The following is a 22,644-nucleotide window of genomic DNA, read 5'->3' as shown; positions in this document are numbered from 1 at the left end:
AGAGATTATGGAAGCAGAAGATCCGTTATTTATTTTATACACTTCAGGTTCTACAGGTTCACCAAAAGGAATGGTGCATACAACAGCTGGTTATATGATTTATACAGCATATACATTTAAAAACGCTTTTCAATACAGAGAAAATGATGTGTATTGGTGTACTGCAGATATTGGTTGGATTACAGGACATTCTTACATCGTTTATGGTCCTTTAGCAAACGGAGCAACTACTGTAATGTTTGAAGGCGTACCAAGTTATCCAGATTTTGGACGTTTTTGGGAAATTGTTCAAAAGCACAAAGTAAATCAGTTTTATACTGCACCAACAGCCATAAGAGCTTTGGCAAAACACGGAACAGAGTTGGTAGATAAATACGATTTATCATCTTTAAAAGTGTTAGGTTCTGTAGGTGAACCTATTAACGAAGAAGCTTGGCATTGGTATAATGATACCATTGGTAAAAAGAAAAGTCCGATTATTGATACCTGGTGGCAAACAGAAACTGGTGGAATGATGATTACACCAATTCCGTTTGTTACGCCAACAAAACCGACGTATGCAACATTACCATTTATTGGTGTTCAGCCTTGTTTGATGGATGAAAATGGCAAAGAATTAAAAGGGAATCAAGTAGAAGGTAGGTTATGTATTAAATATCCTTGGCCAAGTATGGCAAGAACCATTTGGGGAAACCATCAACGTTATAAAGAAACCTATTTTTCTGCCTACGAAAACGCTTATTTTACAGGTGATGGTGCGTTGCGTGATGAGGTTGGATATTACAGAATTACAGGTAGAGTAGATGATGTAATCATTGTTTCTGGACACAACTTAGGAACTGCACCTATAGAAGATGCTATTAATGAGCATCCAGCAGTCGCAGAATCTGCAATTGTTGGTTTTCCTCATGATATAAAAGGAAGCGCTTTATATGGTTACATTACTTTAAAAGATTTAGGAGAAAGTAGAGATCATACCAATTTAAGTAAAGAAATCAATCAATTAATTTCTGATAAAATTGGGCCCATTGCAAAATTGGATAAAATGCAATTTACAGAAGGTTTGCCAAAAACACGTTCAGGAAAAATTATGAGACGTATTTTACGTAAAATTGCCTCTAATGAGTTAGATAACTTAGGTGATGTTTCTACATTGCTAAACCCAGAAATTGTACAAAGTATTATTGATGAGCGATTGTAATTTTAATTAAATAAATATGTTGACCTCACAGGTTTTTAAAACCTGTGAGGTCTTCTTTATTACATTAACTTTGTAAATATGTCATACTTCTTATCAATGGCATATAAATTGACAAATACCGTTTATGCAACATTTTAAAGAATCAAAAAAGAACAAAAAGAAAGAAAAAGTTTCTATTGGAAAAGCCTTTAAAACCATTATTTGGCCCAGAAGAAACTTGGTTTTTGTAGGATTAATTTTAATAGTAATTCGAAGTTTGTCAGGTTTAATTTTACCTTGGCAAAGTAAAATTTTATTAGATGAGGTGGTTCCTGATAAAAATTTTGAGCAACTTAAAATTTTAATCATTATAGTTTTAGCTGCAATCTTAGTACAAGCAGTAACTTCTTTTTTACTGACAAGAATTTTAAGTGTACAAGCACAATATTTAATATCAGAATTAAGAGCACAAGTACAGAAAAAAGTACTGTCTCTTCCTATTAGTTTTTTTGATAACACAAAATCTGGTGCTTTGGTTTCTAGAATTATGAGTGATGTAGAAGGTGTTAGAAACTTAATTGGTACAGGTTTGGTTCAACTAGTTGGTGGTACAATTACAGCTATTATATCATTAATTATTTTAATAAACCTTAATCCTTGGATGACCTTATTTGTCTTTTTACCTATTTCCATTTTTGGATTTGTTGCCTTAAAGGCCTTCAAATTTATTCGTCCAATTTTTAGAACAAGAGGTAAAATAAATGCAGAAGTTAAAGGAAGATTAACAGAAACATTGGCAGGTGTTCGAGTTATAAAAGCATTTAATGCAGAAGAACAAGAAAATAAAGTTTTTGAAAATGGTGTAGATAAACTCTATCAAAATGTTAAAAAGAGTTTAACAGCAACCGCTTTAATGACAAGTTCTTCCACTTTTTTAATCGGAGTGGCAACTACAGGAATCATGGGAATTGGAGGCTATTATATGATGCAAGGGGATATGACCACTGGAGAATTTTTATTTTTTACCTTAATTCTTGGTTTTATGATTGCTCCAATTGTACAAATGAGCAATATTGGTAGTCAATTAACAGAGGCATTAGCTGGTTTAGATAGAACCGAAGAATTGATGAACAAAGCTGCGGAAGAAGATAATGAAAATAGAACAATAGAGTTAAACGAGCTAAAAGGAGAAATTAATTTTGATGATGTTTCCTTTGCTTATGAAGAAGATAAAGAAGTATTACATAATATCAACTTTAAAGTTCCTGCAGGTTCTGTAACAGCTTTGGTTGGTAGTTCTGGTTCTGGAAAATCAACAATAGCAGGCTTAACTGCAACTTTTTTAAATCCGAAATCGGGTACAATTACCATTGATAATCAAGATATATCAAAAGTAAAATTATCTAGTTATCGCAAATATTTGGGGGTTGTTTTGCAAGACGAATTTTTGTTTGAAGGTTCAATTCGAGAAAATATTTTATTTCCAAGACCAAATGCTACAGAAGAAGAATTAGAAAGTGCTGTAAAAGCTGCTTACGTAAATGAATTTACAGACAGATTTGATAATGGTTTAGATACGTTAATTGGGGAAAGAGGAGTGAAGTTATCTGGTGGACAACGTCAACGATTGGCTATCGCTAGAGCGATATTAGCCAATCCAAAAATTATCATTTTAGATGAAGCAACCTCTAATTTAGATACTGAAAGTGAAGCTTTGATTCAAAAAAGTTTATCAAAATTAGTTAAAGATAGAACTAGTATCGTTATTGCACACCGATTAAGCACTATAAAAAAAGCAGATCAAATTTTAGTTATTGAAGCAGGAAAAATAGTAGAAAGAGGAACTCACGAAGAATTAATTGCGACAAAGGGAAGATATTTTGATTTATTTACTTATCAAGCAAAGATTTAGTGAAACTCAATTTTTTTTGAACATAATAAAAAAAGTCAGTCTAAGCTTGTGGAAGACCGTTAACTAAACATTTCCTTATTTTTGTAATTATAAATTTAACATTTCGACTTTATTAAAATAAAAATCAAACTAAAACAATGAAAAAAATACTTTTATTATTAATTATTGTAATTTCAGGTTCCTGTAAAAATAATGTTAAAGAAGAAAAGAAAGAACGTTTTCCAACAAATTTAGCTCAAGTTTTTAAAACACATGGAGGTTTAAAATTATGGCAAAATGCCAAGGTTTTATCATTTAATAAGGGGGATGAAGTACATACAGCAGATTTACAAAGCAGAAAAACGGTAATTAATCACCCAAAGTATTCTTTAGGTTTTGATGGGAACGAAGTTTGGTTAGAAGAAACTGAAGAAGGCAGTTTTAAAGGCAACAAAAATTTTTATTACAATTTGTTTTTTTACTTCTATGCAATGCCTTTTGTACTAGCAGATGATGGCATAACCTATAGTAAGGCAGCAGATTTAGTTTTTAAAGGAATTAATTATCCTGGTTATAAAATTTCTTATGATGCAGACAAAGGAGCATCACCAGATGATAATTATATTATTTATTACAATCCAGAAACGTACAAAATGGAATGGCTGGCTTACATAGTAACATTTAACTCTAAAAAAACGAGTAATAAATACAATTTGATAAAATATGATACTTGGGAAAATGTAAATGGTTTGTTATTGCCTAAGCAAATTCAATGGTACAAAAAAGACGAAAAAGGAAATCCTAAAGAACCTGAAGGAGCGCCTTTAGAATTTACATTGCCATTATTGAGTCAAGGTAAATTGGCAGGTTCTTTTTTTGAGAAACCAAAAAAACAACTAAACTAAGTTAATAGATCTTTAAACTGTAAATCTTTTTTTCTATTAAGACGAGATAAAATTTTTAAGAACGCAATTGCAGTAATTAATGCATCTCCATTTGCAGTATGCCTATCACTTTTAGAAATGTTTAGTTCATCACAAAGTTCATCAAGTGTGTAGTTTTTAAATTCATTTTTATAGACCAAATGTTTCGATTTCCGGTACAAATTACCAGTGTCTATTACTTTGTTTTTTAGCTTGGGTAAGCCGTATCTAAATAACATTTCATTAATCATTCCAACATCAAAACCAACATGATGACCAACTAAAACTGCATTTTTAATATATTTTAAAAACTGTTGAATTGCAGTTATTTCATCTACTTTTTTAATATCACCATTTTTTAAAATACCATGAATTTTAACAGTTTCTGGTTTAAATATTTTTTGGTCTAAATAAATTTCAAAATTATCATTAACATTGATAATATTGTCCGTTAATGAAATCGCTCCAATTGACAAAATTCGATCATCTTTTTTAGAAAAACCAGTAGTTTCTGTATCAAAAGTAACAAAACGAGTTTCTTTGATAGGGAGTTTTTGTGTGTTTTGAATATTCAATTCATACTCTTTCCAAAAAAAGGGAAGTGTTGTTTTATTTTTTTTCTGAAACCAATTTAACTTCATTTTAAATAACTCTAGACAAGTTAAACCTTGTAATTAATAATTCTTGAATATCTCTAATTGGTTTAAAACAGCGTTTTAACTTTAATTTTTCTTCTTTTGTTAAGGTTTCTATTTCTATAAATTTACCAGAATCGTTGTGTAAAATTCCTTGTTTAGTTTTAAATTTTAACAATGCTTTAAATGCATAAGAACAAGATTTATAGAGCTCTCTATTTTGTGGTTCTAATTCTGCTAATTTTTCAAAACGTAAACCTGTATTGTTAATTTCGAGAATATTGTTAGATAAAACTAATAAACGAGCAGCATCTATTAAAGGCATTAATGCTCTACTTTTTATGTTGAAAAAATCTTTATTCTCACCATTTGTTTCTAACAAAAATTGTTTAAAAAAACCTAAAGGGGATGGGCTTTTTACAGCGTCTCTGCATAAAAATGTAAAAAATATAGATGTTTTGTTTACGGTTTCAAAAATACTTTTAGAAAGGTCTTTGCCCATTTCTGCATCACCATAAACAACACCAAAATCAAAAAATATAGACGAAAGTAGTATGGCTTTTTCATCTGTATTTAAAATCCAATCTTTAAATTGACCTTTCCATTCTGATAAAGATTTACACCAGATTGGATTGCTAGCCATCATTTCTGCTGCACAATATTCAAATCCAATTTTATGTAAAGATTTAGTAACATATTTCGCTAATTTCACGAAGTAAGCTTTGGTATCTTCTAATTTTTCTTCTGCTACATCTTCAAAAATTAGTGCATTATCTTGGTCTGTATATAATAGCTGTTCTCTTCTGCCTTGGCTACCAGTAGCTAACCAAGAGAACTTTACTGGTGGTTTGGTGTCCATCTTAGCAATAGAAATTTCTATAGCTCTCATGGTAACAGCATCATTAATTTCAGAAATAATTTTTAAGATATGGGTTAGCGGTATGTTTTGTTCTAAATATAGATTTAATAATGTGTTTGCTTTATTTCTAGCTCTTCTTATTTCTCTTGTTCTAGTTGCTTTTTTTATCTCTTTTAAAATTACTGTTGGATTGTTTCCAAAAGAAACCAACACATCATGATGTGTTAATATACCAACAAGTTTAGAGTTTCTTGTACCGTCTTTGGTAATGCATAAATGACCAACGCTGTGTTTAATCATTTTTAATTGTGCTTCTAATATAGAAATGTTTTTACTTTCTGTAATTACTGGAGAAGACATAATATTTGCAACTGGTGTTTCTATGGGAAATAAGCCCGTAGCAATTTTATTTTTTATATCGCTATTGGTGATGATTCCTATTGGATAATCTTCGTCATCAATAACTAAAATACAACCAATTTTACTTTTACTCATTGTGATTGCAGCTTCTTTTACTGATGAATTTGCGCTGCATTTTAGCGGGTTTTTAGTGTAATTTGAGGTTTGTAAATTAGATTCTGTAAAAGTGTTTTTTTCTATATAATCTGTAAAAACATTACTACTTTCTTCTATTGTATAAGGGTCAAAAGATTTTGATGCAAAAGAAGTTATTAAGTATTTATTGATTTTAGCATTATTTTCTGAAACTGACTCAAAATATTCTATAGGAATACCGTAAATAATAGATTCTTCATTTGCTACCGAATTTAATGCGTAATTTTCTTTACTTATTAAAGGTCTAAGACCAAAAATATCTCCAGGATCGCAAATATCTATTAATGTTTTATTTGATTTTTCTTTTTTGTAAAGCCCTATTGCACCATTTCTAACTACATAAAAATCGTTATGCAAATTATCATTTTCTTTAAAAACAAGTTTTCCTTTTTCTAAATAAATAATCTTTACTTGTGTAGCTATTTCTTGTAGTTTATTGCTAGAAAGTAGGTTGAAAGGCGGGTAGTTTTTTAAGAAATCATAAACACGTTCTGCAATAGTATTTTTCATTTTTCTTTAATTTTTTTACAAATTTCCTCATAAACAGTAAAGTAGTATTCTTGAAACCTAGAGAGTAAAACATTTTCATGTATCTCAGTATTTTTAAGTATTTCTAAATCGAATAACTGTATGTCTGCGACTTCTTCTTTTTGAATTTTTAATTTAGATATTGGAACTTTCAATTCAGCAATAAATACATGATGATGTTCATTGTCTTGAATTCCGTTTTTATGAGAAACTTGATGAATTCTAGTTCCGATTTTAATGAGGTCTTTTTCTTGTAATTCTAAGCCAATTTCTTCAAAAACCTCCCTTTTAGCTGAGGTTAAAATTTCTTCCCCAGCAGCAATATGACCTGCCACAGAAATATCCCACAAACCAGGAAACACTTTTTTTGTTAAAGCTCTTTTTTGGAGTAATATTTCTTCATCTTTGGTAAACAACCAAATATGCACAGTAGCATGAAACCAACCCTTTTTATGGGCTTCAGATTTTAAAGCCGTTTTTCCAGTTGGTCTGCCTTCTGGAGTTAAAATGTCTATCAGTTCATCCATTATTAATAATTATGAATTACGAATGATTAATTCGTAATTCATAATTGAAAGAGTTTATTTAAAATAAGAAAACGTTTCTCCGTCTTTTAAGTTTAATAGGGTTTCGTAAATCATTTTAATTACATTTTCAACATCATCTCTATGTACCATTTCTACAGTAGTATGCATGTATCTTAATGGTAAAGAAATTAAGGCAGAGGCAACACCACCATTGCTATATGCGAAAGCATCAGTATCTGTACCAGTAGCTCTAGACAATGCAGAACGTTGAAAAGGAATGTTTTTTGCTTCTGCAGTTTCTGTAATTAAATCGCGTAATTTTTGCTGAACAGCTGGTGCATAAGCCACAACAGGTCCTTTACCAATTTCTAAATGACCCGCTTTCTTTTTATTAATCATTGGCGTTGTTGTGTCATGGGTAACATCTGTAACAATGGCAACACTAGGTTTAATGGTTTGTGTAATCATTTCTGCACCTTTTAAACCGATTTCTTCTTGTACAGCATTTGTAATGTACAAACCAAAAGGCAATTCTTTTTTGTTTTCTTTTAATAAACGAGCAACTTCAGCAATCATAAAACCACCCATTCTATTGTCTAAAGCTCTGCATACAAATTTGTTGCCATTTAAAACATGAAATTCATCTGGATAAGTAATTACACAACCTACATGTACACCCAAAGCGTCTACTTCTTCTTTTGTAGCACAACCACAGTCTATAAAAATATTATCTGGTTTTGGTGCTTCCTCATTCGATTTATCTCTAGTGTGTATTGCTGGCCAGCCAAAAACACCTTTTACAATTCCGTTTTTGGTATGAATGTTTACTACTTTACTTGGAGCAATTTGATGGTCTGAACCACCATTTCTTGTCACATAAATTAACCCATTGTCTGAAATGTAATTTACATACCAAGAAATTTCATCTGCATGCCCTTCAATAACTACTTTATATTTTGCATCTGGATTGATAATACCAACGGCAGAACCGTAAGTGTCTGTGATAAAAGTATCTACATAAGGTTTTAGGTAGTCCATCCAAATTTTTTGCCCTTCCCATTCATAACCAGTTGGAGCTGCGTTGTTTAAATATTTTTCTAAAAAAGTAAGAGATTTTTTATTTAAAATTGATGTTTTTGCCATTATTTAATATTTTATAACTTTTTGATTTTTCTTTGTATCAGGTAAAAATAAAACGATTTTTTTACTAATCTTTACATTTGTTCTAAAATATTGTAACAATAACCTTTAATAAGATACTTATCTCCATAAATCAACAAAATCCAATTATGAAAAAACTAAAAATTATTATTTGTACAATGGCAATTTTTACAATGTTTAATTGTAATAGAACCGTAAGTGGTACCTCAAATTTTCATCCCGATTTTAAAATAGGTAAAAAAGGTTTCGAAAAAAAATTACAAGAAGCCTTCAGTTTTGAAAAACTTTCTGTGGGAACTTACATGACAGAAAAGCAAGGTTTTAATAAAGAAAAAGGCTTAACTTTAACCTTTGGTATCAACAATATAGCATCTATTACAGACAGTGTTTTTAATATATATGCAGATGAAACCAGTATTCTAGTAAAAAATAATTTGTTACATTTAGAAGATTACAATTACGTAATTGTAAAATTTAACGAAGAAACCAAAGGTGATATTTCTAAATCTATCTCTGTAACCATTAAAAAAGAACTAAAATAAATCTAAAACATGAAGTTAGTAATCAGTAATTTAACCAAGACCTATAAAAACGGTGTAAAAGCAATTGATGATTTAAGTATAGAAATTGGTACAGGTATGTTTGGTTTGTTAGGGCCAAATGGTGCAGGAAAATCATCATTAATGAGAACCATTGCTACTTTGCAAAGTCCAGATTCTGGTACCATTACTTTTGGAGATATTAATGTTTTAGAAGACAACATGTCTTTACGCAAAGTATTGGGTTATTTACCACAATCTTTTGGGGTGTATCCAAAAATGTCAGCAGAAGATTTATTAGATTATTTTGCTACTTTAAAAGGAATTGCGAACAAAGCAGAAAGAAAAGCGATTGTAAAAGAAGTCTTAGAAATTACCAATTTATTTGATGTGCGACGAAAATATGTTGCGGGTTATTCTGGTGGAATGAAACAGCGTTTTGGAATTGCACAACTGCTATTAAACAATCCCAAATTAATAATTGTTGATGAACCCACTGCTGGTTTAGATCCTGCAGAAAGACATCGTTTTTTAAATGTTTTACGCGAAGTTGGTACCAATTGTACAGTTATTTTTTCAACTCATATTGTAGAAGATGTAAAAGAGTTGTGTAATGAAATGGCAATTTTAAATGGGGGTAAAATTTTAAAACATACCACACCACAAGAGGCTACAAAAGAATTAGAAGGTAAAATTTGGACAAAGATTATAGAAAGAGAAGAATTAGAAGTTGCAGAAAGTAATTTTAACATTTTGTCTTCTAACTACAATCAAGACAATACTTTAAATATTAGAGTGTACGCTGCAGAAAAGCCATCAGAAGATTTTGTTGCAACAACACCACAGTTAGATGATGTATATTTTATTGCACTAAAAACAGATGAACCAGAATTAGTTTAAAAGTTTTAAAGTCTAACAATCTAAAAATCTAACGATTTAAACATCTATAGAATATGTTTTCAACAATATTTAAACAAGAATTAAAATACTGGTTTAATAAACCTGCTTTTTATATTTATGCAGGTATTTTTTTTCTATTAGCCTTTTTTTTATCATCAGCATCTGCTGGTATTTGGGATAATGTTACAGTAACTACAGGCTCTTCTAGAATTGTAAATTCACCAATAGGTATTACAGGTTTATTTAATGCCTTAACTATTTTTATTTTCTTTTTATTTCCCTCTATCATCGGAGTTTCTATTTATAGAGATTATAAAAGTGAAATGCATACCATTTTATATTCGTACCCATTTACCAAAGCCAATTATTTATTTGCAAAGTTTTTTAGTGCCATTTTAGTGGTTTCTATAATAGTAATTTTTATAGCCATTGGTATGATTATTGGTTTTCGATTTCCAGGTACCAATCCAGAAATTGTAACCGAATTTAATGTATTTACTTATTTAAAAACATATTTGGTTTTTATTTTACCCAATGTATTGTTTTTTGGAGCAGTGGTTTTTGCAATTGTAACATTTTCTAGAAACATTGCTGCTGGTTTTATTACAGTTATTATTTTAATGTTTGCACAAGGAGTTGTAGAAAGTATTTTTTCTGAACCAGATCAAGCAAAATTATTGGCAATGTTAGATCCTTTTGGTGCTGCAGCCTCTAATTATTACACAAAATATTGGACAGTTTCTGAACAAAACCAAATGCAAATTCCTATTAAAGAGTTTATTATTTACAATAGATTGCTATGGTTGGTTATTTCTTCTTTAATTTTTGGTTTCGTTTATAAGTACTTTAAATTCAGTCAAAATGCGATTTCAATTTCATTTAAAAAAGCAACATCAAACAGAGTTATAAAATCTAATTTTGGTGGAATTACAAAAATAAACTTACCAAAAGTTGCCTATAAACACACTTTTGGGCAGCATTTAAAAACCATGTGGGGGTTGTCTAACTTAGACTTTAAATACATTTTTAAAAGTTTACCTTTTATTTGTATTTTAATCGTTGGCATACTCTTATTAATAGGTACTTTATTTACAGTTGGTGAAATTTTTGGAACCAAAACACTGCCTTTAACCTGGCAAATGTTACAGGGTGGTACTATTTTTAGTGCATTAATTATCAACCTTTGTACATTTTTGTACGCAGGTATGTTGGTGCAAAGAGAAAGAACTGCAAGAATTGCACATTTGGTAGATAGTACACCAATACCAAATTGGACCTTACTTTTCTCTAAATTTATAGCCATTGTAAAAATGCAAATTGTATTGCTAGCAGTTATATTGGTTGCTGGGGTGCTGTTTCAAAGCTATAATGGTTTTTATAATTTTGAAATTGGGCATTATTTACAAGAGTTGTATGGGTTAAAGTTGTTAAATTATTTGGTTTGGGCATTTTTAGCAATTTTTGTACAAACCTTATTAAAAAATCAATATTTAGGCTTATTTATTTTACTAATAGTTTCTATAGGAATTCAGTTTTTATCTTTAGTTGGTATTGAGTTAGATGTTTTTAAGTATAATCAAGGACCAGGTTATGACTATTCAGATATGAATGGTTATGGTGCTGCATTGCCAAGATATTTATGGTATAAATTGTACTGGATTTTAGGTGGAATTTTACTTTTAATTTTAAGTGCTGTTTTTTGGTATAGAGGTTTACCAAGTTCTTTTTCAGAAAGGTTGTCTATCGCAAAAAAACGTTTTACAAAAACCTATTTAGTTACATTTTTAGTATTTTTTATAGCATTTATTACTTTAGGTTTTACCATTTACCAAGAAACAAAATCGAAAGCAGACCAAGATAATACTGCTGCAAAACAAGCAGAATTAGATGCTGTTAAATGGGAAAAAACCTATAAAAAATACGAAAATTACAAACAACCTAGAATTGTTGCTGTAAATGCAAAAATGAATATTTTTCCGAAACAAAGAACCTATGATGCTGCTGCAGTTTTTACCATGGTAAACAAAACGAATACAGCTATAGATAGTATTTTATTGAATCACAATTCGTTAGAGAGTACATTTGAGTTTAACAAACCTAACAATTTGGTGTTAGAGGATACCGTTTTTCATTTCGATATTTATCAACTAGATAAAAAGTTGATGCCTGGAGATAGTTTGCAGTTAAGTATAACTGTAAAAAGTAAAGAAAATACAAGGTTTCAAAGAAAATCTCCTGTAAGAGAAAATGGAACGTTTATAAATAATTTTGCCATTTTTCCTTCTTTAGGATATGCTCCAGGAGGTGAATTACGAGACAATAAAACAAGAGAAAAATACGATTTACCACCTAACAACTTGCGTCCACACCCATCAGATTCTACAGCTTTAGGAGATACTTATATTTCTAAAGATTCAGATTGGATAGATTTTGAAGCAACAGTTTCAACATCAAAAGATCAAATAGCTATAGCACCTGGTTACTTACAAAAAGAGTGGGTAAAAGGCGATCGTAAATATTTCCATTATAAAATGGATAGCAAAATATTAAACTTTTATGCTTTTAATTCTGCTAGATATGAAGTGAAAAAAGACAAATGGAAAGATGTAAATCTAGAAATTTACTATCACAAACCCCATACTTATAATTTAGAAAGAATGATGAAAGGGATAAAGGCTTCTTTAAAATACAATTCAGAAAACTTTAGCCCTTATCAACACAAACAAGTTAGAATTATAGAGTTTCCAAGAACAGGAGGTACGTTTGCTCAATCGTTTCCAAACACCATTCCTTTTTCAGAAGGTATTGGTTTTATTGCAGATGTAGATGATGAAAATGAAGATGGTGTAGATTATCCTTTTGCAATTACGGTACATGAATTGGCACATCAATGGTGGGCACATCAAGTTATTGGGGCAGACGTCTTAGGCGCTACTTTGCTATCAGAAAGTATGTCTGAATATGTTTCCCTAAAGGTATTAGAACATCAACATGGAAAAAACAAAATGCGTAAATTTTTAAAAGATGCTTTAGATGGTTATTTACTACAAAGAACCTTTGAAACGAAGAGAGAAAAACCATTAATGTATAATGATGGACAAGGATATATTCATTACCAAAAAGGCTCTTTAGTGTTATATGCCTTAAGCGATTATATTGGCGAAAAAACATTAAATAATACCCTAAAAAGATATGTGGAAAAAGTTGCTTTTCAAGAGCCACCATACACAACTTCTATAGAAATGGTTAATTATATCAAAGAAGTTACTCCAGACACGTTGCAATATGTAATAAAAGATATGTTTGAGACTATTACTTTGTATAAAAACCGAGTGGTAGATGTAAAATCTACAGCATTAGAAAACGGAAAATACCAAGTTGATATTGAGTTTGAGGTTTCTAAATATAGAAATAACGAAAAAGGAAAACGCTTTTTTAGTGATAATAAAAAGGACTCATTAAGTTACAAAAAACCAGATTTAGACAAACCAATATACTCTTTGCCTTTAGCTGATTATATTGATGTTGGTATTTTTACAGAAGATGAAGTTGATGGTAAAAAAGAAGTAAAAACAATCTATTTAGAAAAGCATAAAATTACCAAAATAAATAACAAAGTAACTATTATTGTTGATCAAAAGCCAACAGAAGTAGGTATAGACCCATACAATAAGTTAATAGATACAAAGTCTGATGATAATAGGAGGAAGATTTAATATTTGTAAGGTATTGACTTTTAAAAAGTTATTAAAATCAAAAAAAGCAACTACGTTAGTAGTTGCTTTTTTAGATAGGGGTAAATGCTTTTTTATATATATTGCGTCTGTTCTGTTAGGGGCAAAAGGGCGCAAAAAAGTTATTTACCAGTTAGGGGTTAAATTAGAATTTAAAGCGTTTATTTCTAAATTCCGTACAATAATAATAAAAAAAATGTTAAATAATGATATATTTAAAAAAAATATTCATTTTTTTTGTAAGTATTGCTTCTTTACTTGCTTGTAAAAAAGAAAAAAATATTTCATTAAAATATTTAGATGAATATATATTAAAAGACTCAATATTTTTTAAAGGCACTTTAATTGGTGGGCTTTCAGGAATAGACTTTGCAAACGATTCATATTTTTTTGTTGTTGATGACGGTGAAAAACCAAGGTTTTTAAGAGCTAAAATTAATATTGATAATAAACAAATTACCAATATTGAGTTTAAAGATTTACATCAATTAAACGATACAACCAATAATTTTTATAAAACGAACTACTTAGATTTAGAGTCTATTTTTGTGGATAAACAAACAAAAGAAATCAATTTTGTGAGTGAAGGTAGCATTAACTACAACAAACCACCTCTAGTATTTAAAACAGACAGTTTAGGCAAGTTTATAAAACAATATTCTTTACCAAAAGCTTTTTTAGACACCAAAAACATGAAACACAATGCTACTTTAGAAGCGTCTTCCAAAAGTGCGGATGGCAAAGGTTTTTGGGTAGCCATGGAAGGTGTACTAAAATCAGATGGAGAAGAACCCTCTTTTACAGAAACATATTCGCCTATTAGAATCACATATTATGATAAACAACAAGAAAATGCCACTAAACAATTTGCATATCAACTAGAAAAAATAACAAAACCTGCAAAAGGAAACATAAATTTAAACGGAGTTACAGCCATTTTAGAATATGAAAATAATAAGTTTTTTGTAGTAGAAAGAACCTATCAAAATGGTTATGGTGCTTATGGCAATATCATTCGTGTTTTTAAGGCAGAAGTTACGGAAGAAACAACAAATTGTATTACTATAGATGCATTAAAAAATTCTAATGTTATCCCTTTAAAAAAGACTTTGGTTTTTAATTTTGAAACAATTAAAAACAAATTAACAGACGGAATTATAGACAATATAGAAGGGATTACTTTTGGACCAACACTAAAAAATGGTCATAAAACCTTACTGTTTGTTTCTGATGATAACTTTCAAAAATATGGCAAACAATTAAATCAGTTTATTTTGTTAGAAATTACAGACAAATAATTGCTACTTTTACGTTACTAGAATTTTTTTAATGAAATTTACCAAGCTTAAATACAACATACTTCAAAAAAAGTTTCATAAGTCTTTATTAAAGTCAGTTGCAACTAGAAAAATATCACAAAAAGAAATAGTGAGTGTGGGTATTATTTCTATGGAAGAAATTACTTCCAATAAATCCATTTTAGAGGTTTTTGAAGAGGTTTTAGGTGTTCGAAATACTAAAATATATAGTTACAGAAAGTTTAATAAAGAAAACGAGTTTTCCTACAAGCATTTTTCTGAAGCCGATCTAAATTGGAAAGGAGAATATATTCAAGAGAATTTTAAAAGCTTTTTAGAACAACCTTTCGATTTGTTAATTGGCTATTTCAACCAGCCAAATTTATATACAGAAAATGCAGTTTTACATTCTCAAGCCACTTTTAAAGTGGGTTTTTCTAAAGTTAATGAAGCGCTATTTGACATAGAAATTTCAGAAGATGCAAACAATGTAAAGCTATTTGCATCAGAATTAAAAAAATACCTACAAATTTTAAAAAAACTATAAATTTAAACTTTCTGTAAAAAGTTGTTTATTCTTTCTATTCCTTCTAAAAACCTAACTAAAAATCAATCTTAAAATTGTAGTTTTGCAGTTCTAAAGATGTATACAATGCAAAAATTTGTAGGAACAGGTGTTGCTTTAATCACCCCTTTTAATGAAGATTTAAGTGTAGATTTTAATGCACTAGAAAAATTAGTGAATTACAATATAGAAAATGGTACAAACTATTTAGTAATAAATGGTACTACTGCAGAAAGTGCCACTATTTCTAAACAAGAAAGACAAGAAATAATTAACGCTATTGTAAAAATAAATGCAAATAGAATTCCTTTAGTTTTAGGAATTGGAGGCAATAATACATTAGCTGTTGTAGAAGATATAAAATCTACAGATTTAAGTAATATAGATGGTATTTTATCTGTAGCACCTTACTACAGCAAACCAACTCAAGAAGGGTTTTATCAACATTTTAAATCCATTGCACAAGCTACAGAAAAACCAATTATTTTATACAATGTTCCTGGTAGAACAGCAAAAAATATGGATGCAGCCACAACCATTCGTTTGGCAAAAGATTTTAAAAATGTAGTTGGTGTAAAAGAAGCAGGCAATAACACCCAACAATATTTAGAGCTTTTACGAGACAAACCAGCAGATTTTTTGGTAATTTCTGGTGATGATGATTTAGCCTTGGGAATTACTTTAGCAGGTGGTTCTGGAGTTATTTCTGTAATTGGTCAAGCGTATCCTAAGGCATTTTCTAGTATGATTAATTGTGGTTTAGAAGGTAAAAACAAAGAAGGTTATGCAACGCATTTTAAAATGATGGAAATTATCGATTTAATTTTTGCAGAAAACAATCCAGCTGGTATAAAAACGGTTTTACAAGAGTTAGGTATTTGTAAAAACACAGTGCGTTTGCCATTGGTAAAAGCTAGTAAAGATTTAGAAGGTAGAATAGCTACTTTTGTAGCTCAGTTTTAAAGTGCAATCTAGGTATAAGATTAACAAACATTTAGTATCTAAAATGATACGAAATAGTTTTTTTTATTGATAATTGTAGCCCACAATTTAATCCAATATTTATCGTTTTTAAATTGTAAGAAAAGCAAAGAATTTTAATTAGAAACTTAGTTTCTGTTTGTAAAAAATAAATTCTTTTATTATCCATAATTAATTACTAATTTTGCCCGATGCAAAAAATTAAAAATTTAGCGTGTTTATTTGTATTTAGTTTGTTGTTATTCTCTTGTGGAGAGTATCAAAAAGTACTAAATAAAGGGACTGCAGAAGAGCAGTATAAAATGGCTGTAAAATTATACGAAAGCCAGAAATATTCTAAAGCTTTACGTTTATTCGAAAAAATTACACCAAGTTACAGAGGAAAACCTCAAATGGAACGTGTTTCATTTATGATAGCACAGTCTAATTTAAACGAAAAAAACTATCCAATTGCGGGTTATTATTTTGATCGTTTTGTAAAAAACTATCCTAAAAGTTCTAAAAAAGAAGAAGCAGCTTTTTTGTCGGCATACAGTTATAAATTAGCTTCACCACGCTTTAGTATAGATGCAACAGATACAAATAAAGCCTTAGAGGCATTTCAAAGTTTTATAAATACGTATCCAGATTCTGATAAAATAGAAGAAGCAAATAAGTATTACACAGAGTTAAGACAGAAATTAGAAAAAAAGTATTTCGAAATTGCTAAAACGTATTACACAACTGCAGATTACGATTTAAGAAATTACAAAGCAGCAATACAGGCTTTTGATAATTTATTAGAAGATTATTTGGGTACCAAATACAAAGAAGAAGCTTTGTATTATAGATTAAAAGCGGCACATGATTTTGTGTTGAAAAGTACAGATAGACGAAAACCAGAGCGTGTTGAAGAAGCAGAAGATGCTTACGATAAGTTAAAAATTAATTTTCCAAATTCTAAATATATGGAAGATGCTAACGAAATGTTAGCAACCATGAAAAAAGAAAAAGAAAAAGCATTGGCTTATTTAAAGAAGGTTGATGAATTTAATAAAAAGAACAAAGAAAACATAAAATAGTATTATGGATTATAAAGATACAAAAGCAGCATTAAGTACCATTACTTACAATAAAGACGTAATAGAAGCGCCAACGCAAAATATTTACGAAGCTATTTCTATTATAGCAAAAAGAGCAGAACAAATTAATGGAGACTTAAAGAAAGAATTGGTAGAAAAGTTAGATGAATTTGCTACTTACAACGATTCTTTAGAAGAAGTTTTTGAAAACAAAGAACAAATAGAGGTTTCTAAGTTTTACGAAAGATTACCAAAACCTACAGCAATTGCAGTAGAAGAGTGGTTAAATGATAAAGTTTATCATAGAACCCCTGATGCAGAGTAATGTCTGTTTTAAAAAATAAAAAAATACTTTTAGGTATAACTGCAGGTATTGCAGCATACAAAACGGCTAGTTTAGTTCGTTTCTTTATAAAATTAGGCGCAGATGTTAAAGTAATTATGACACCTGCGTCTAAAGATTTTATAACACCACTTACACTTTCTACACTTTCTAAAAATCCTGTTAATTCTAAATTTTACTCTAAAGAGGATGAAAATGAATTGTGGAACAATCACGTAGAATTAGGGCTTTGGGCAGATTATATGTTAATTGCACCAGCAACAGCAAATACATTGTCTAAAATGACCAATGGTACCTGCGATAATTTATTGTTGGCCACTTATTTATCTGCAAAATGTCCAGTTTATTTTGCACCAGCTATGGATTTGGATATGTACATTCATCCATCAACTAAAAAAAGTTTAGCTACTTTACAAAGTTTTGGCAATATTTTAATTCCTGCAACTTCTGGCGAACTAGCAAGTGGTTTGGTAGGCGAAGGTAGAATGGCAGAGCCCGAAGATATTGTATCTTTTATAGAAAAGGATATTGTTTCTAAGTTACCTTTACAAGGAAAAAAATTATTGCTAACAGCAGGCCCAACTTATGAAGCTATAGATCCTGTACGTTTTATTGGGAATCATTCTTCTGGTAAAATGGGTTTTGCAATTGCAGAAGCAGCTGCAAATTTAGGGGCAGAAGTTTTTTTAATTTCGGGTCCAAGTAACCAACAAATAAAACATTCCTTTGTACATAGAGTTAATGTAATTTCTGCTGAACAAATGTATACTGCAGTACATAATTATTTTAAGGATGTAGATATTGCGATACTTTCTGCAGCCGTGGCAGATTATACACCAAAAAATGTGGCAACTCAGAAAATAAAAAAGTCTACAGCAGCGTTAGAGATTCAGTTAACTCCCACAAAAGATATTTTAGCCTCTTTAGGAGCTATCAAAAAAGACCAATTTTTAGTTGGTTTTGCATTAGAAACGAATAACGAGTTACAAAATGCAAAATCTAAATTAGAAAGAAAAAATCTAGATGCTATTGTGTTGAATTCGTTACAAGATAAAGGAGCAGGTTTTGCAACAGATACCAATAAAATTACTATTATTGATAAGGATTTTACTGAAAAAACATTTCCATTAAAATCTAAAATAGAAGTTGCAAAAGATATTATGAATGAAATTGTAGATAAATTACAGAAATAGATTGTCTACTTTTAGTGCAGTAAAGAGCTAAAAAAACTTTTTATTGCAATTTAAAAAGCAAAGTTAATTTTAAAAAATGCGTAAACTCTTATTCTTTTTTGTTTTTTTGATGGCTACTTTAAGCGCAAACGCTCAAGAGCTTAATGCTTTAATTAATGTAAATTACAATCAAGTACAAGGTTCTAATACACAGGTTTTTAAAACATTGCAAACAGCTCTTACAGAATTTGTAAATCAAACAAAATGGACCAACAAAACTGTAAAACCAGAAGAACGTATCGATTGTGCATTTACTATTATCATCACTTCTAGAAACAACAACGATTTTACTGCGACTTTACAAGTACAATCTACTAGACCTGTTTTTAACGCTGCCTATGCAACGCCTATTTTAAATATAAAAGACAACGAATTTAACTTTCGATACAATGAGTTTGACCCATTAATTTACAATAGAAATGCTTTTGATAGTAATTTAATCTCAACCATTGTTTTCTATGTACATGTAATTTTAGGCGTAGATGCTGATACTTTTGCACCTTATGGAGGAGAAAACGAATTAAAAGAAGCACAAAATGTAATGTTACAAGCACAACAAAGTGGTCTTTCTTCTTGGCAAAATGTGGTGGGTAAACAAAATAGATTTTTATTGATAGACAATTTAATGTCTCCCAAATTAAAAGTGTTCAGAAACATTTTATACAATTACCACAGAAAAGGTTTCGATAATTTAGTTACTGCCAAAGCCTCTTCTCAGCAAACTATAGAAGATAGTGTAATTGCTTTAGAAGGCATTTTTAATAAAACCGTAGGCAATTATTTAATTAGACTGTTTTTTGATGCCAAAGCAGACGAAATCGTCAATTTATATTCAGAAGAAACGCAAACCAGAAACAAACAACGTTTGATACAAACTGTGCGTAGAATTTCTCCAAACAACAATTCTAAGTGGAGGGATATAGATTAGATAGTTATTAATAATCATTCCTTTAAAATTCACAATTTTTCACTAATTTTATCTTTTAAAAATTAGTTAATTTGCTATCACAACTTTCCATCAATAATTACGCATTAATCGATTCATTATCAATCGATTTTTCGAACGGTTTATCAATCATTACTGGAGAAACGGGTGCAGGGAAATCAATTTTATTAGGTGCTTTGGGCTTGGTTTTGGGTAACAGAGCAGATTTATCTTCTTTAAAAGATACTTCGCAAAAATGTATTGTAGAAGCTAAATTGGCAATTACCAACTACAACTTACAAGATTTTTTTGAAGAAGTAGATTTAGATTATGAACCAGAAACCATCATCAGGAGAGAAATTCTTCCTTCAGGTAAATCTAGAGCTTTTGTAAACGACACACCCGTAACTTTATCAGTTTTAAATGAGTTAAGAAGTAAGTTGATAGATGTGCATTCGCAACATCAAACCATGCAATTATCAGACACTTCTTTTCAGTTTGCCATTATTGATGCACTTGCACAAAACCAAGAGCGAATTGCTTCTTACAAAAGAGGATTTACCCAGTTGAATGTGCTTAAAAAGCAGTTAGAGGATTTAGAAAATAAGCAAAAAGAAGCCAATCAACAATACGATTATAATTTGCATTTGTTTACGGAGTTAGAGGAAGCAAATATTAAAAAAGAAGAGCAAGAGGAGTTAGAAGAAAAACTAGAGAAGTTAAATAATATAGAAGATATCAAACTTAATTTGTCTGAAGCTTTAGAAATTTCTATTAACGAAGAAATTGGCATACAAAACTTATTACATACTTTAGAAGGTAAACTTTCTAAAATCGCCTCTTTTTCTAAAGAATATCAAGCTATATCTGAAAGAATTACCTCTGTAAAAATAGAGATAGATGATATTGTTACAGAGTTAGAAGATGCCAATGAAACTGTAGAGTTCAATCCAAATGAAGCCGAAGAAATTAATGACAGACTGCAATTAATATACAATCTACAGAAAAAACATTATGTAAATTCTAATGAAGAATTACTCGTAGTTTTAGAGCAATTATCAGAAAAAGTAAGGCAAGTAGAATCTGCAGATGAAGAAATTAATAAAAAGAAAAAAGAAATTCATGCAGTTGCAGAAAAATTAGATAAAGTTGCCAATTTAATCAGTAATGCTAGAAAAAAAACAATTCCGCATTTAACCAAAGAATTAGAGAATTTACTGGCAGATTTAGGCATGCAAAATGCGCGATTTGCCATAAAAGTAAAACCAACTATCATTTATTTTTCTAACGGTAAAGACGAATTAGAATTTTTATTTGCAGCCAACAAAGGTGGTAACTTTGGCGAACTAAAAAAAGTGGCTTCTGGTGGAGAATTGTCTAGAATAATGCTATCTGTAAAAAAGGTATTATCAGAAAATACCCAATTGCCCACTATTATTTTCGATGAGATAGATACAGGAGTTTCAGGCGAGGTTTCTAATAAAATAGCAGCCATTATGCAAAATATGAGTAAAAATATGCAAGTAATTGCGATTACGCATTTACCACAAATAGCTGCCAAAGGAAACAGCCATTATAAAGTATACAAAGAAGAAATAAAAGGTGTTACCACCACCAATTTAAAACAATTAACCACAGAAGAACGTGTGGTAGAAATTGCAGAAATGTTAAGCGGAAAAGATATTTCAGATACTGCTATAACTCACGCAAAAGAATTATTAAACTAACTTTTGTTATTTTTATTGTCAGTTCGAGTGCAGTCGAGAACTAAAACCTAACAACCAATAACTAAAACCCAACAACCATAAATATGTACAACTTACTAAAAGGAAAAAAAGGAATTATTTTTGGCGCATTAAACGAGCATTCAATCGCTTGGAAAGTAGCAGAAAAAGCACACGAACAAGGTGCTGAACTTGTGTTAACAAATGCACCCATTGCAATGAGAATGGGCGAATTAGATACCTTGGCAGAAAAAACAAATTCACAAATTATACCTGCAGACGCCACTTCTGTAGAAGATCTAGAAAACTTGGTAGAAAAATCTATGGAAATTCTCGGAGGTAAAATCGACTTTGTTTTACATTCTATCGGCATGTCTGTAAACGTCAGAAAAGGCAAGCATTACACAGACCCAAAATACGATTTTACCACCAAAGGGTGGGATGTTTCTGCAGTATCTTTCCATAAAACCATGAATGTTTTGTACAATAAAAATGCGATGAATCAATGGGGTAGCATAGTGGCTTTAACTTATATGGCTGCACAACGTGTTTTTCCAGATTATAATGATATGGCAGACAACAAAGCCTATTTAGAAAGCATTGCACGTAGTTTTGGCTACTTTTTTGGTCGCGATCATAAAGTCCGTGTCAATACCATTTCGCAATCGCCAACACCAACCACAGCAGGTTCTGGTGTAAAAGGTTTCGACGGTTTTATTGCTTATGCAGAAAAAATGAGTCCGCTTGGAAATGCCACAGCAGCAGATTGTGCAGATTATACCATTTCTCTATTTTCAGATTTAACCAAAAAAGTAACCCTGCAAAACCTATTTCACGATGGAGGTTTCTCAAACATGGGCGTAAGTGATGCTGTAATGGAAAAGTTTGAGTAATTTTTTTAGAAGCTATTTCGCGCTTTCGCTACTCGCTTTGCGCTGAAAAAGCGCAAGAGCTCAAACAAACCGCTCAATCACGGCTAAACTTGTTTGCCAACTTCTAGCAAACTATAAAACAATTACCTATTTAAAAGCTGAAAGCATAAATTTTGTCCTTTCGGCTTTTTTAATTTTATTACTTTTGAAC

General features: G+C 30.3%; 19 protein-coding genes. 15 read left to right on the top strand and 4 right to left on the bottom strand.

The window, feature by feature from the left end; all coding sequences use genetic code 11:
* The 3 genes from ACTG3S_RS09305 to ACTG3S_RS09295 all read left to right on the top strand — a co-directional run.
* On the top strand, positions 1–1,201 hold a 1,201-nt coding region (locus ACTG3S_RS09305), incomplete at its 5' end, for an AMP-binding protein (protein WP_439129088.1).
* Between the two features lie 124 nt (positions 1,202–1,325).
* Positions 1,326–3,092 (top strand): ABC transporter ATP-binding protein, encoded by a 1,767-nt coding sequence (locus ACTG3S_RS09300; protein ID WP_439129087.1) that lies wholly within the window; start codon positions 1,326–1,328, stop codon positions 3,090–3,092.
* Positions 3,093–3,229: 137 nt separating this feature from the next.
* Positions 3,230–3,976, top strand: coding sequence for a DUF6503 family protein (locus ACTG3S_RS09295; protein WP_439129086.1), 747 nt, complete (start codon positions 3,230–3,232; stop codon positions 3,974–3,976).
* On the opposite strand, the gene ACTG3S_RS09290 is transcribed toward ACTG3S_RS09295, so the two are convergent.
* The 4 genes from ACTG3S_RS09290 to ACTG3S_RS09275 are packed head-to-tail and all read right to left on the bottom strand — an operon-like array spanning position 3,973 to position 8,241.
* Positions 3,973–4,635, bottom strand: a complete 663-nt coding sequence (locus tag ACTG3S_RS09290; RefSeq protein WP_439129085.1) for a 3'-5' exonuclease — start codon at positions 4,633–4,635, stop codon at positions 3,973–3,975. The two genes, ACTG3S_RS09295 and ACTG3S_RS09290, sit on opposite strands and share 4 nt — an antisense overlap.
* A gap of 1 nt (position 4,636) precedes the next feature.
* Entirely contained in the window at positions 4,637–6,553 is a 1,917-nt protein-coding gene (locus ACTG3S_RS09285; RefSeq protein ID WP_439129084.1) for a DUF294 nucleotidyltransferase-like domain-containing protein, read from the bottom strand.
* Positions 6,550–7,098, bottom strand: a complete 549-nt coding sequence (locus ACTG3S_RS09280) for an NUDIX hydrolase (protein ID WP_439129083.1) — start codon at positions 7,096–7,098, stop codon at positions 6,550–6,552. Before ACTG3S_RS09280 ends, ACTG3S_RS09285 begins: the two co-directional genes overlap by 4 nt.
* A 54-nt stretch (positions 7,099–7,152) precedes the next feature.
* Positions 7,153–8,241, bottom strand: coding sequence for a M42 family metallopeptidase (locus ACTG3S_RS09275; RefSeq protein WP_439129082.1), 1,089 nt, complete (start codon positions 8,239–8,241; stop codon positions 7,153–7,155).
* Between the two features lie 146 nt (positions 8,242–8,387).
* On the opposite strand from ACTG3S_RS09275, the gene ACTG3S_RS09270 reads away from it, so the two are divergent.
* The 12 genes from ACTG3S_RS09270 (at position 8,388) to ACTG3S_RS09215 (ending at position 22,454) form a co-directional block, all read left to right on the top strand.
* A complete protein-coding gene (locus tag ACTG3S_RS09270; RefSeq protein ID WP_439129081.1) occupies positions 8,388–8,801 on the top strand; it encodes a hypothetical protein in 414 nt (137 codons plus the stop codon).
* 9 nt (positions 8,802–8,810) lie between these two features.
* Entirely contained in the window at positions 8,811–9,698 is an 888-nt protein-coding gene (locus tag ACTG3S_RS09265) for an ABC transporter ATP-binding protein (RefSeq protein ID WP_439129080.1), read from the top strand.
* 53 nt (positions 9,699–9,751) lie between these two features.
* On the top strand, positions 9,752–13,414 hold the full coding sequence (locus ACTG3S_RS09260) for an ABC transporter permease/M1 family aminopeptidase (RefSeq protein ID WP_439129079.1): 3,663 nt from the start codon (positions 9,752–9,754) through the stop codon (positions 13,412–13,414).
* 224 nt (positions 13,415–13,638) lie between these two features.
* Positions 13,639–14,730 (top strand): esterase-like activity of phytase family protein, encoded by a 1,092-nt coding sequence (locus ACTG3S_RS09255; protein ID WP_439129078.1) that lies wholly within the window; start codon positions 13,639–13,641, stop codon positions 14,728–14,730.
* A 31-nt stretch (positions 14,731–14,761) separates the two neighbouring features.
* Positions 14,762–15,277, top strand: coding sequence for a DUF6913 domain-containing protein (locus tag ACTG3S_RS09250; protein ID WP_439129077.1), 516 nt, complete (start codon positions 14,762–14,764; stop codon positions 15,275–15,277).
* Between the two features lie 105 nt (positions 15,278–15,382).
* Positions 15,383–16,258 carry a 4-hydroxy-tetrahydrodipicolinate synthase gene (gene dapA, locus ACTG3S_RS09245; protein ID WP_439129076.1) on the top strand — a complete coding sequence of 292 codons (876 nt, stop codon included), beginning with the start codon at positions 15,383–15,385 and terminating at the stop codon, positions 16,256–16,258.
* Between the two features lie 209 nt (positions 16,259–16,467).
* Positions 16,468–17,337 carry an outer membrane protein assembly factor BamD gene (locus tag ACTG3S_RS09240; protein WP_439129075.1) on the top strand — a complete coding sequence of 290 codons (870 nt, stop codon included), beginning with the start codon at positions 16,468–16,470 and terminating at the stop codon, positions 17,335–17,337.
* A gap of 4 nt (positions 17,338–17,341) precedes the next feature.
* A complete protein-coding gene (locus ACTG3S_RS09235) occupies positions 17,342–17,662 on the top strand; it encodes a DNA-directed RNA polymerase subunit omega (RefSeq protein ID WP_439129074.1) in 321 nt (106 codons plus the stop codon).
* Positions 17,662–18,873 (top strand): bifunctional phosphopantothenoylcysteine decarboxylase/phosphopantothenate--cysteine ligase CoaBC, encoded by a 1,212-nt coding sequence (gene coaBC, locus ACTG3S_RS09230; RefSeq protein ID WP_439129072.1) that lies wholly within the window; start codon positions 17,662–17,664, stop codon positions 18,871–18,873. The genes ACTG3S_RS09235 and coaBC overlap by 1 nt, the downstream gene beginning before the upstream one ends.
* 76 nt (positions 18,874–18,949) lie before the next feature.
* A complete protein-coding gene (locus ACTG3S_RS09225) occupies positions 18,950–19,840 on the top strand; it encodes a DUF4835 family protein (protein WP_439129071.1) in 891 nt (296 codons plus the stop codon).
* Positions 19,841–19,911: 71 nt separating this feature from the next.
* Positions 19,912–21,564 (top strand): DNA repair protein RecN, encoded by a 1,653-nt coding sequence (gene recN / locus ACTG3S_RS09220; protein ID WP_439129070.1) that lies wholly within the window; start codon positions 19,912–19,914, stop codon positions 21,562–21,564.
* A gap of 83 nt (positions 21,565–21,647) precedes the next feature.
* Positions 21,648–22,454, top strand: coding sequence for an enoyl-ACP reductase FabI (locus tag ACTG3S_RS09215; RefSeq protein WP_439129069.1), 807 nt, complete (start codon positions 21,648–21,650; stop codon positions 22,452–22,454).
* Positions 22,455–22,644 lie beyond the last annotated feature (190 nt).

Origin of the sequence: Polaribacter sp., assembly GCF_965656025.1 — a bacterium.
GTDB lineage: Bacteria > Bacteroidota > Bacteroidia > Flavobacteriales > Flavobacteriaceae > Polaribacter.
The sequence above is the reverse complement of the archived record's forward strand: the minus strand, read 5'-3'. Positions and strand labels throughout refer to the sequence as shown.

Coding starts and splice junctions, on each gene's coding strand:
- ACTG3S_RS09300 (WP_439129087.1), top strand. CDS start 1,326: ATGCAACATTTTAAAGAATCAAAAAAGAACAAAAAGAAAGAAAAAGTT.
- ACTG3S_RS09275 (WP_439129082.1), bottom strand. CDS start 8,241: ATGGCAAAAACATCAATTTTAAATAAAAAATCTCTTACTTTTTTAGAA.
- coaBC (WP_439129072.1), top strand. CDS start 17,662: ATGTCTGTTTTAAAAAATAAAAAAATACTTTTAGGTATAACTGCAGGT.
- ACTG3S_RS09280 (WP_439129083.1), bottom strand. CDS start 7,098: ATGGATGAACTGATAGACATTTTAACTCCAGAAGGCAGACCAACTGGA.
- ACTG3S_RS09215 (WP_439129069.1), top strand. CDS start 21,648: ATGTACAACTTACTAAAAGGAAAAAAAGGAATTATTTTTGGCGCATTA.
- dapA (WP_439129076.1), top strand. CDS start 15,383: ATGCAAAAATTTGTAGGAACAGGTGTTGCTTTAATCACCCCTTTTAAT.
- ACTG3S_RS09260 (WP_439129079.1), top strand. CDS start 9,752: ATGTTTTCAACAATATTTAAACAAGAATTAAAATACTGGTTTAATAAA.
- ACTG3S_RS09235 (WP_439129074.1), top strand. CDS start 17,342: ATGGATTATAAAGATACAAAAGCAGCATTAAGTACCATTACTTACAAT.
- ACTG3S_RS09270 (WP_439129081.1), top strand. CDS start 8,388: ATGAAAAAACTAAAAATTATTATTTGTACAATGGCAATTTTTACAATG.
- ACTG3S_RS09240 (WP_439129075.1), top strand. CDS start 16,468: ATGCAAAAAATTAAAAATTTAGCGTGTTTATTTGTATTTAGTTTGTTG.
- ACTG3S_RS09225 (WP_439129071.1), top strand. CDS start 18,950: ATGCGTAAACTCTTATTCTTTTTTGTTTTTTTGATGGCTACTTTAAGC.
- ACTG3S_RS09285 (WP_439129084.1), bottom strand. CDS start 6,553: ATGAAAAATACTATTGCAGAACGTGTTTATGATTTCTTAAAAAACTAC.
- ACTG3S_RS09265 (WP_439129080.1), top strand. CDS start 8,811: ATGAAGTTAGTAATCAGTAATTTAACCAAGACCTATAAAAACGGTGTA.
- ACTG3S_RS09255 (WP_439129078.1), top strand. CDS start 13,639: ATGATATATTTAAAAAAAATATTCATTTTTTTTGTAAGTATTGCTTCT.
- ACTG3S_RS09295 (WP_439129086.1), top strand. CDS start 3,230: ATGAAAAAAATACTTTTATTATTAATTATTGTAATTTCAGGTTCCTGT.
- ACTG3S_RS09250 (WP_439129077.1), top strand. CDS start 14,762: ATGAAATTTACCAAGCTTAAATACAACATACTTCAAAAAAAGTTTCAT.
- ACTG3S_RS09290 (WP_439129085.1), bottom strand. CDS start 4,635: ATGAAGTTAAATTGGTTTCAGAAAAAAAATAAAACAACACTTCCCTTT.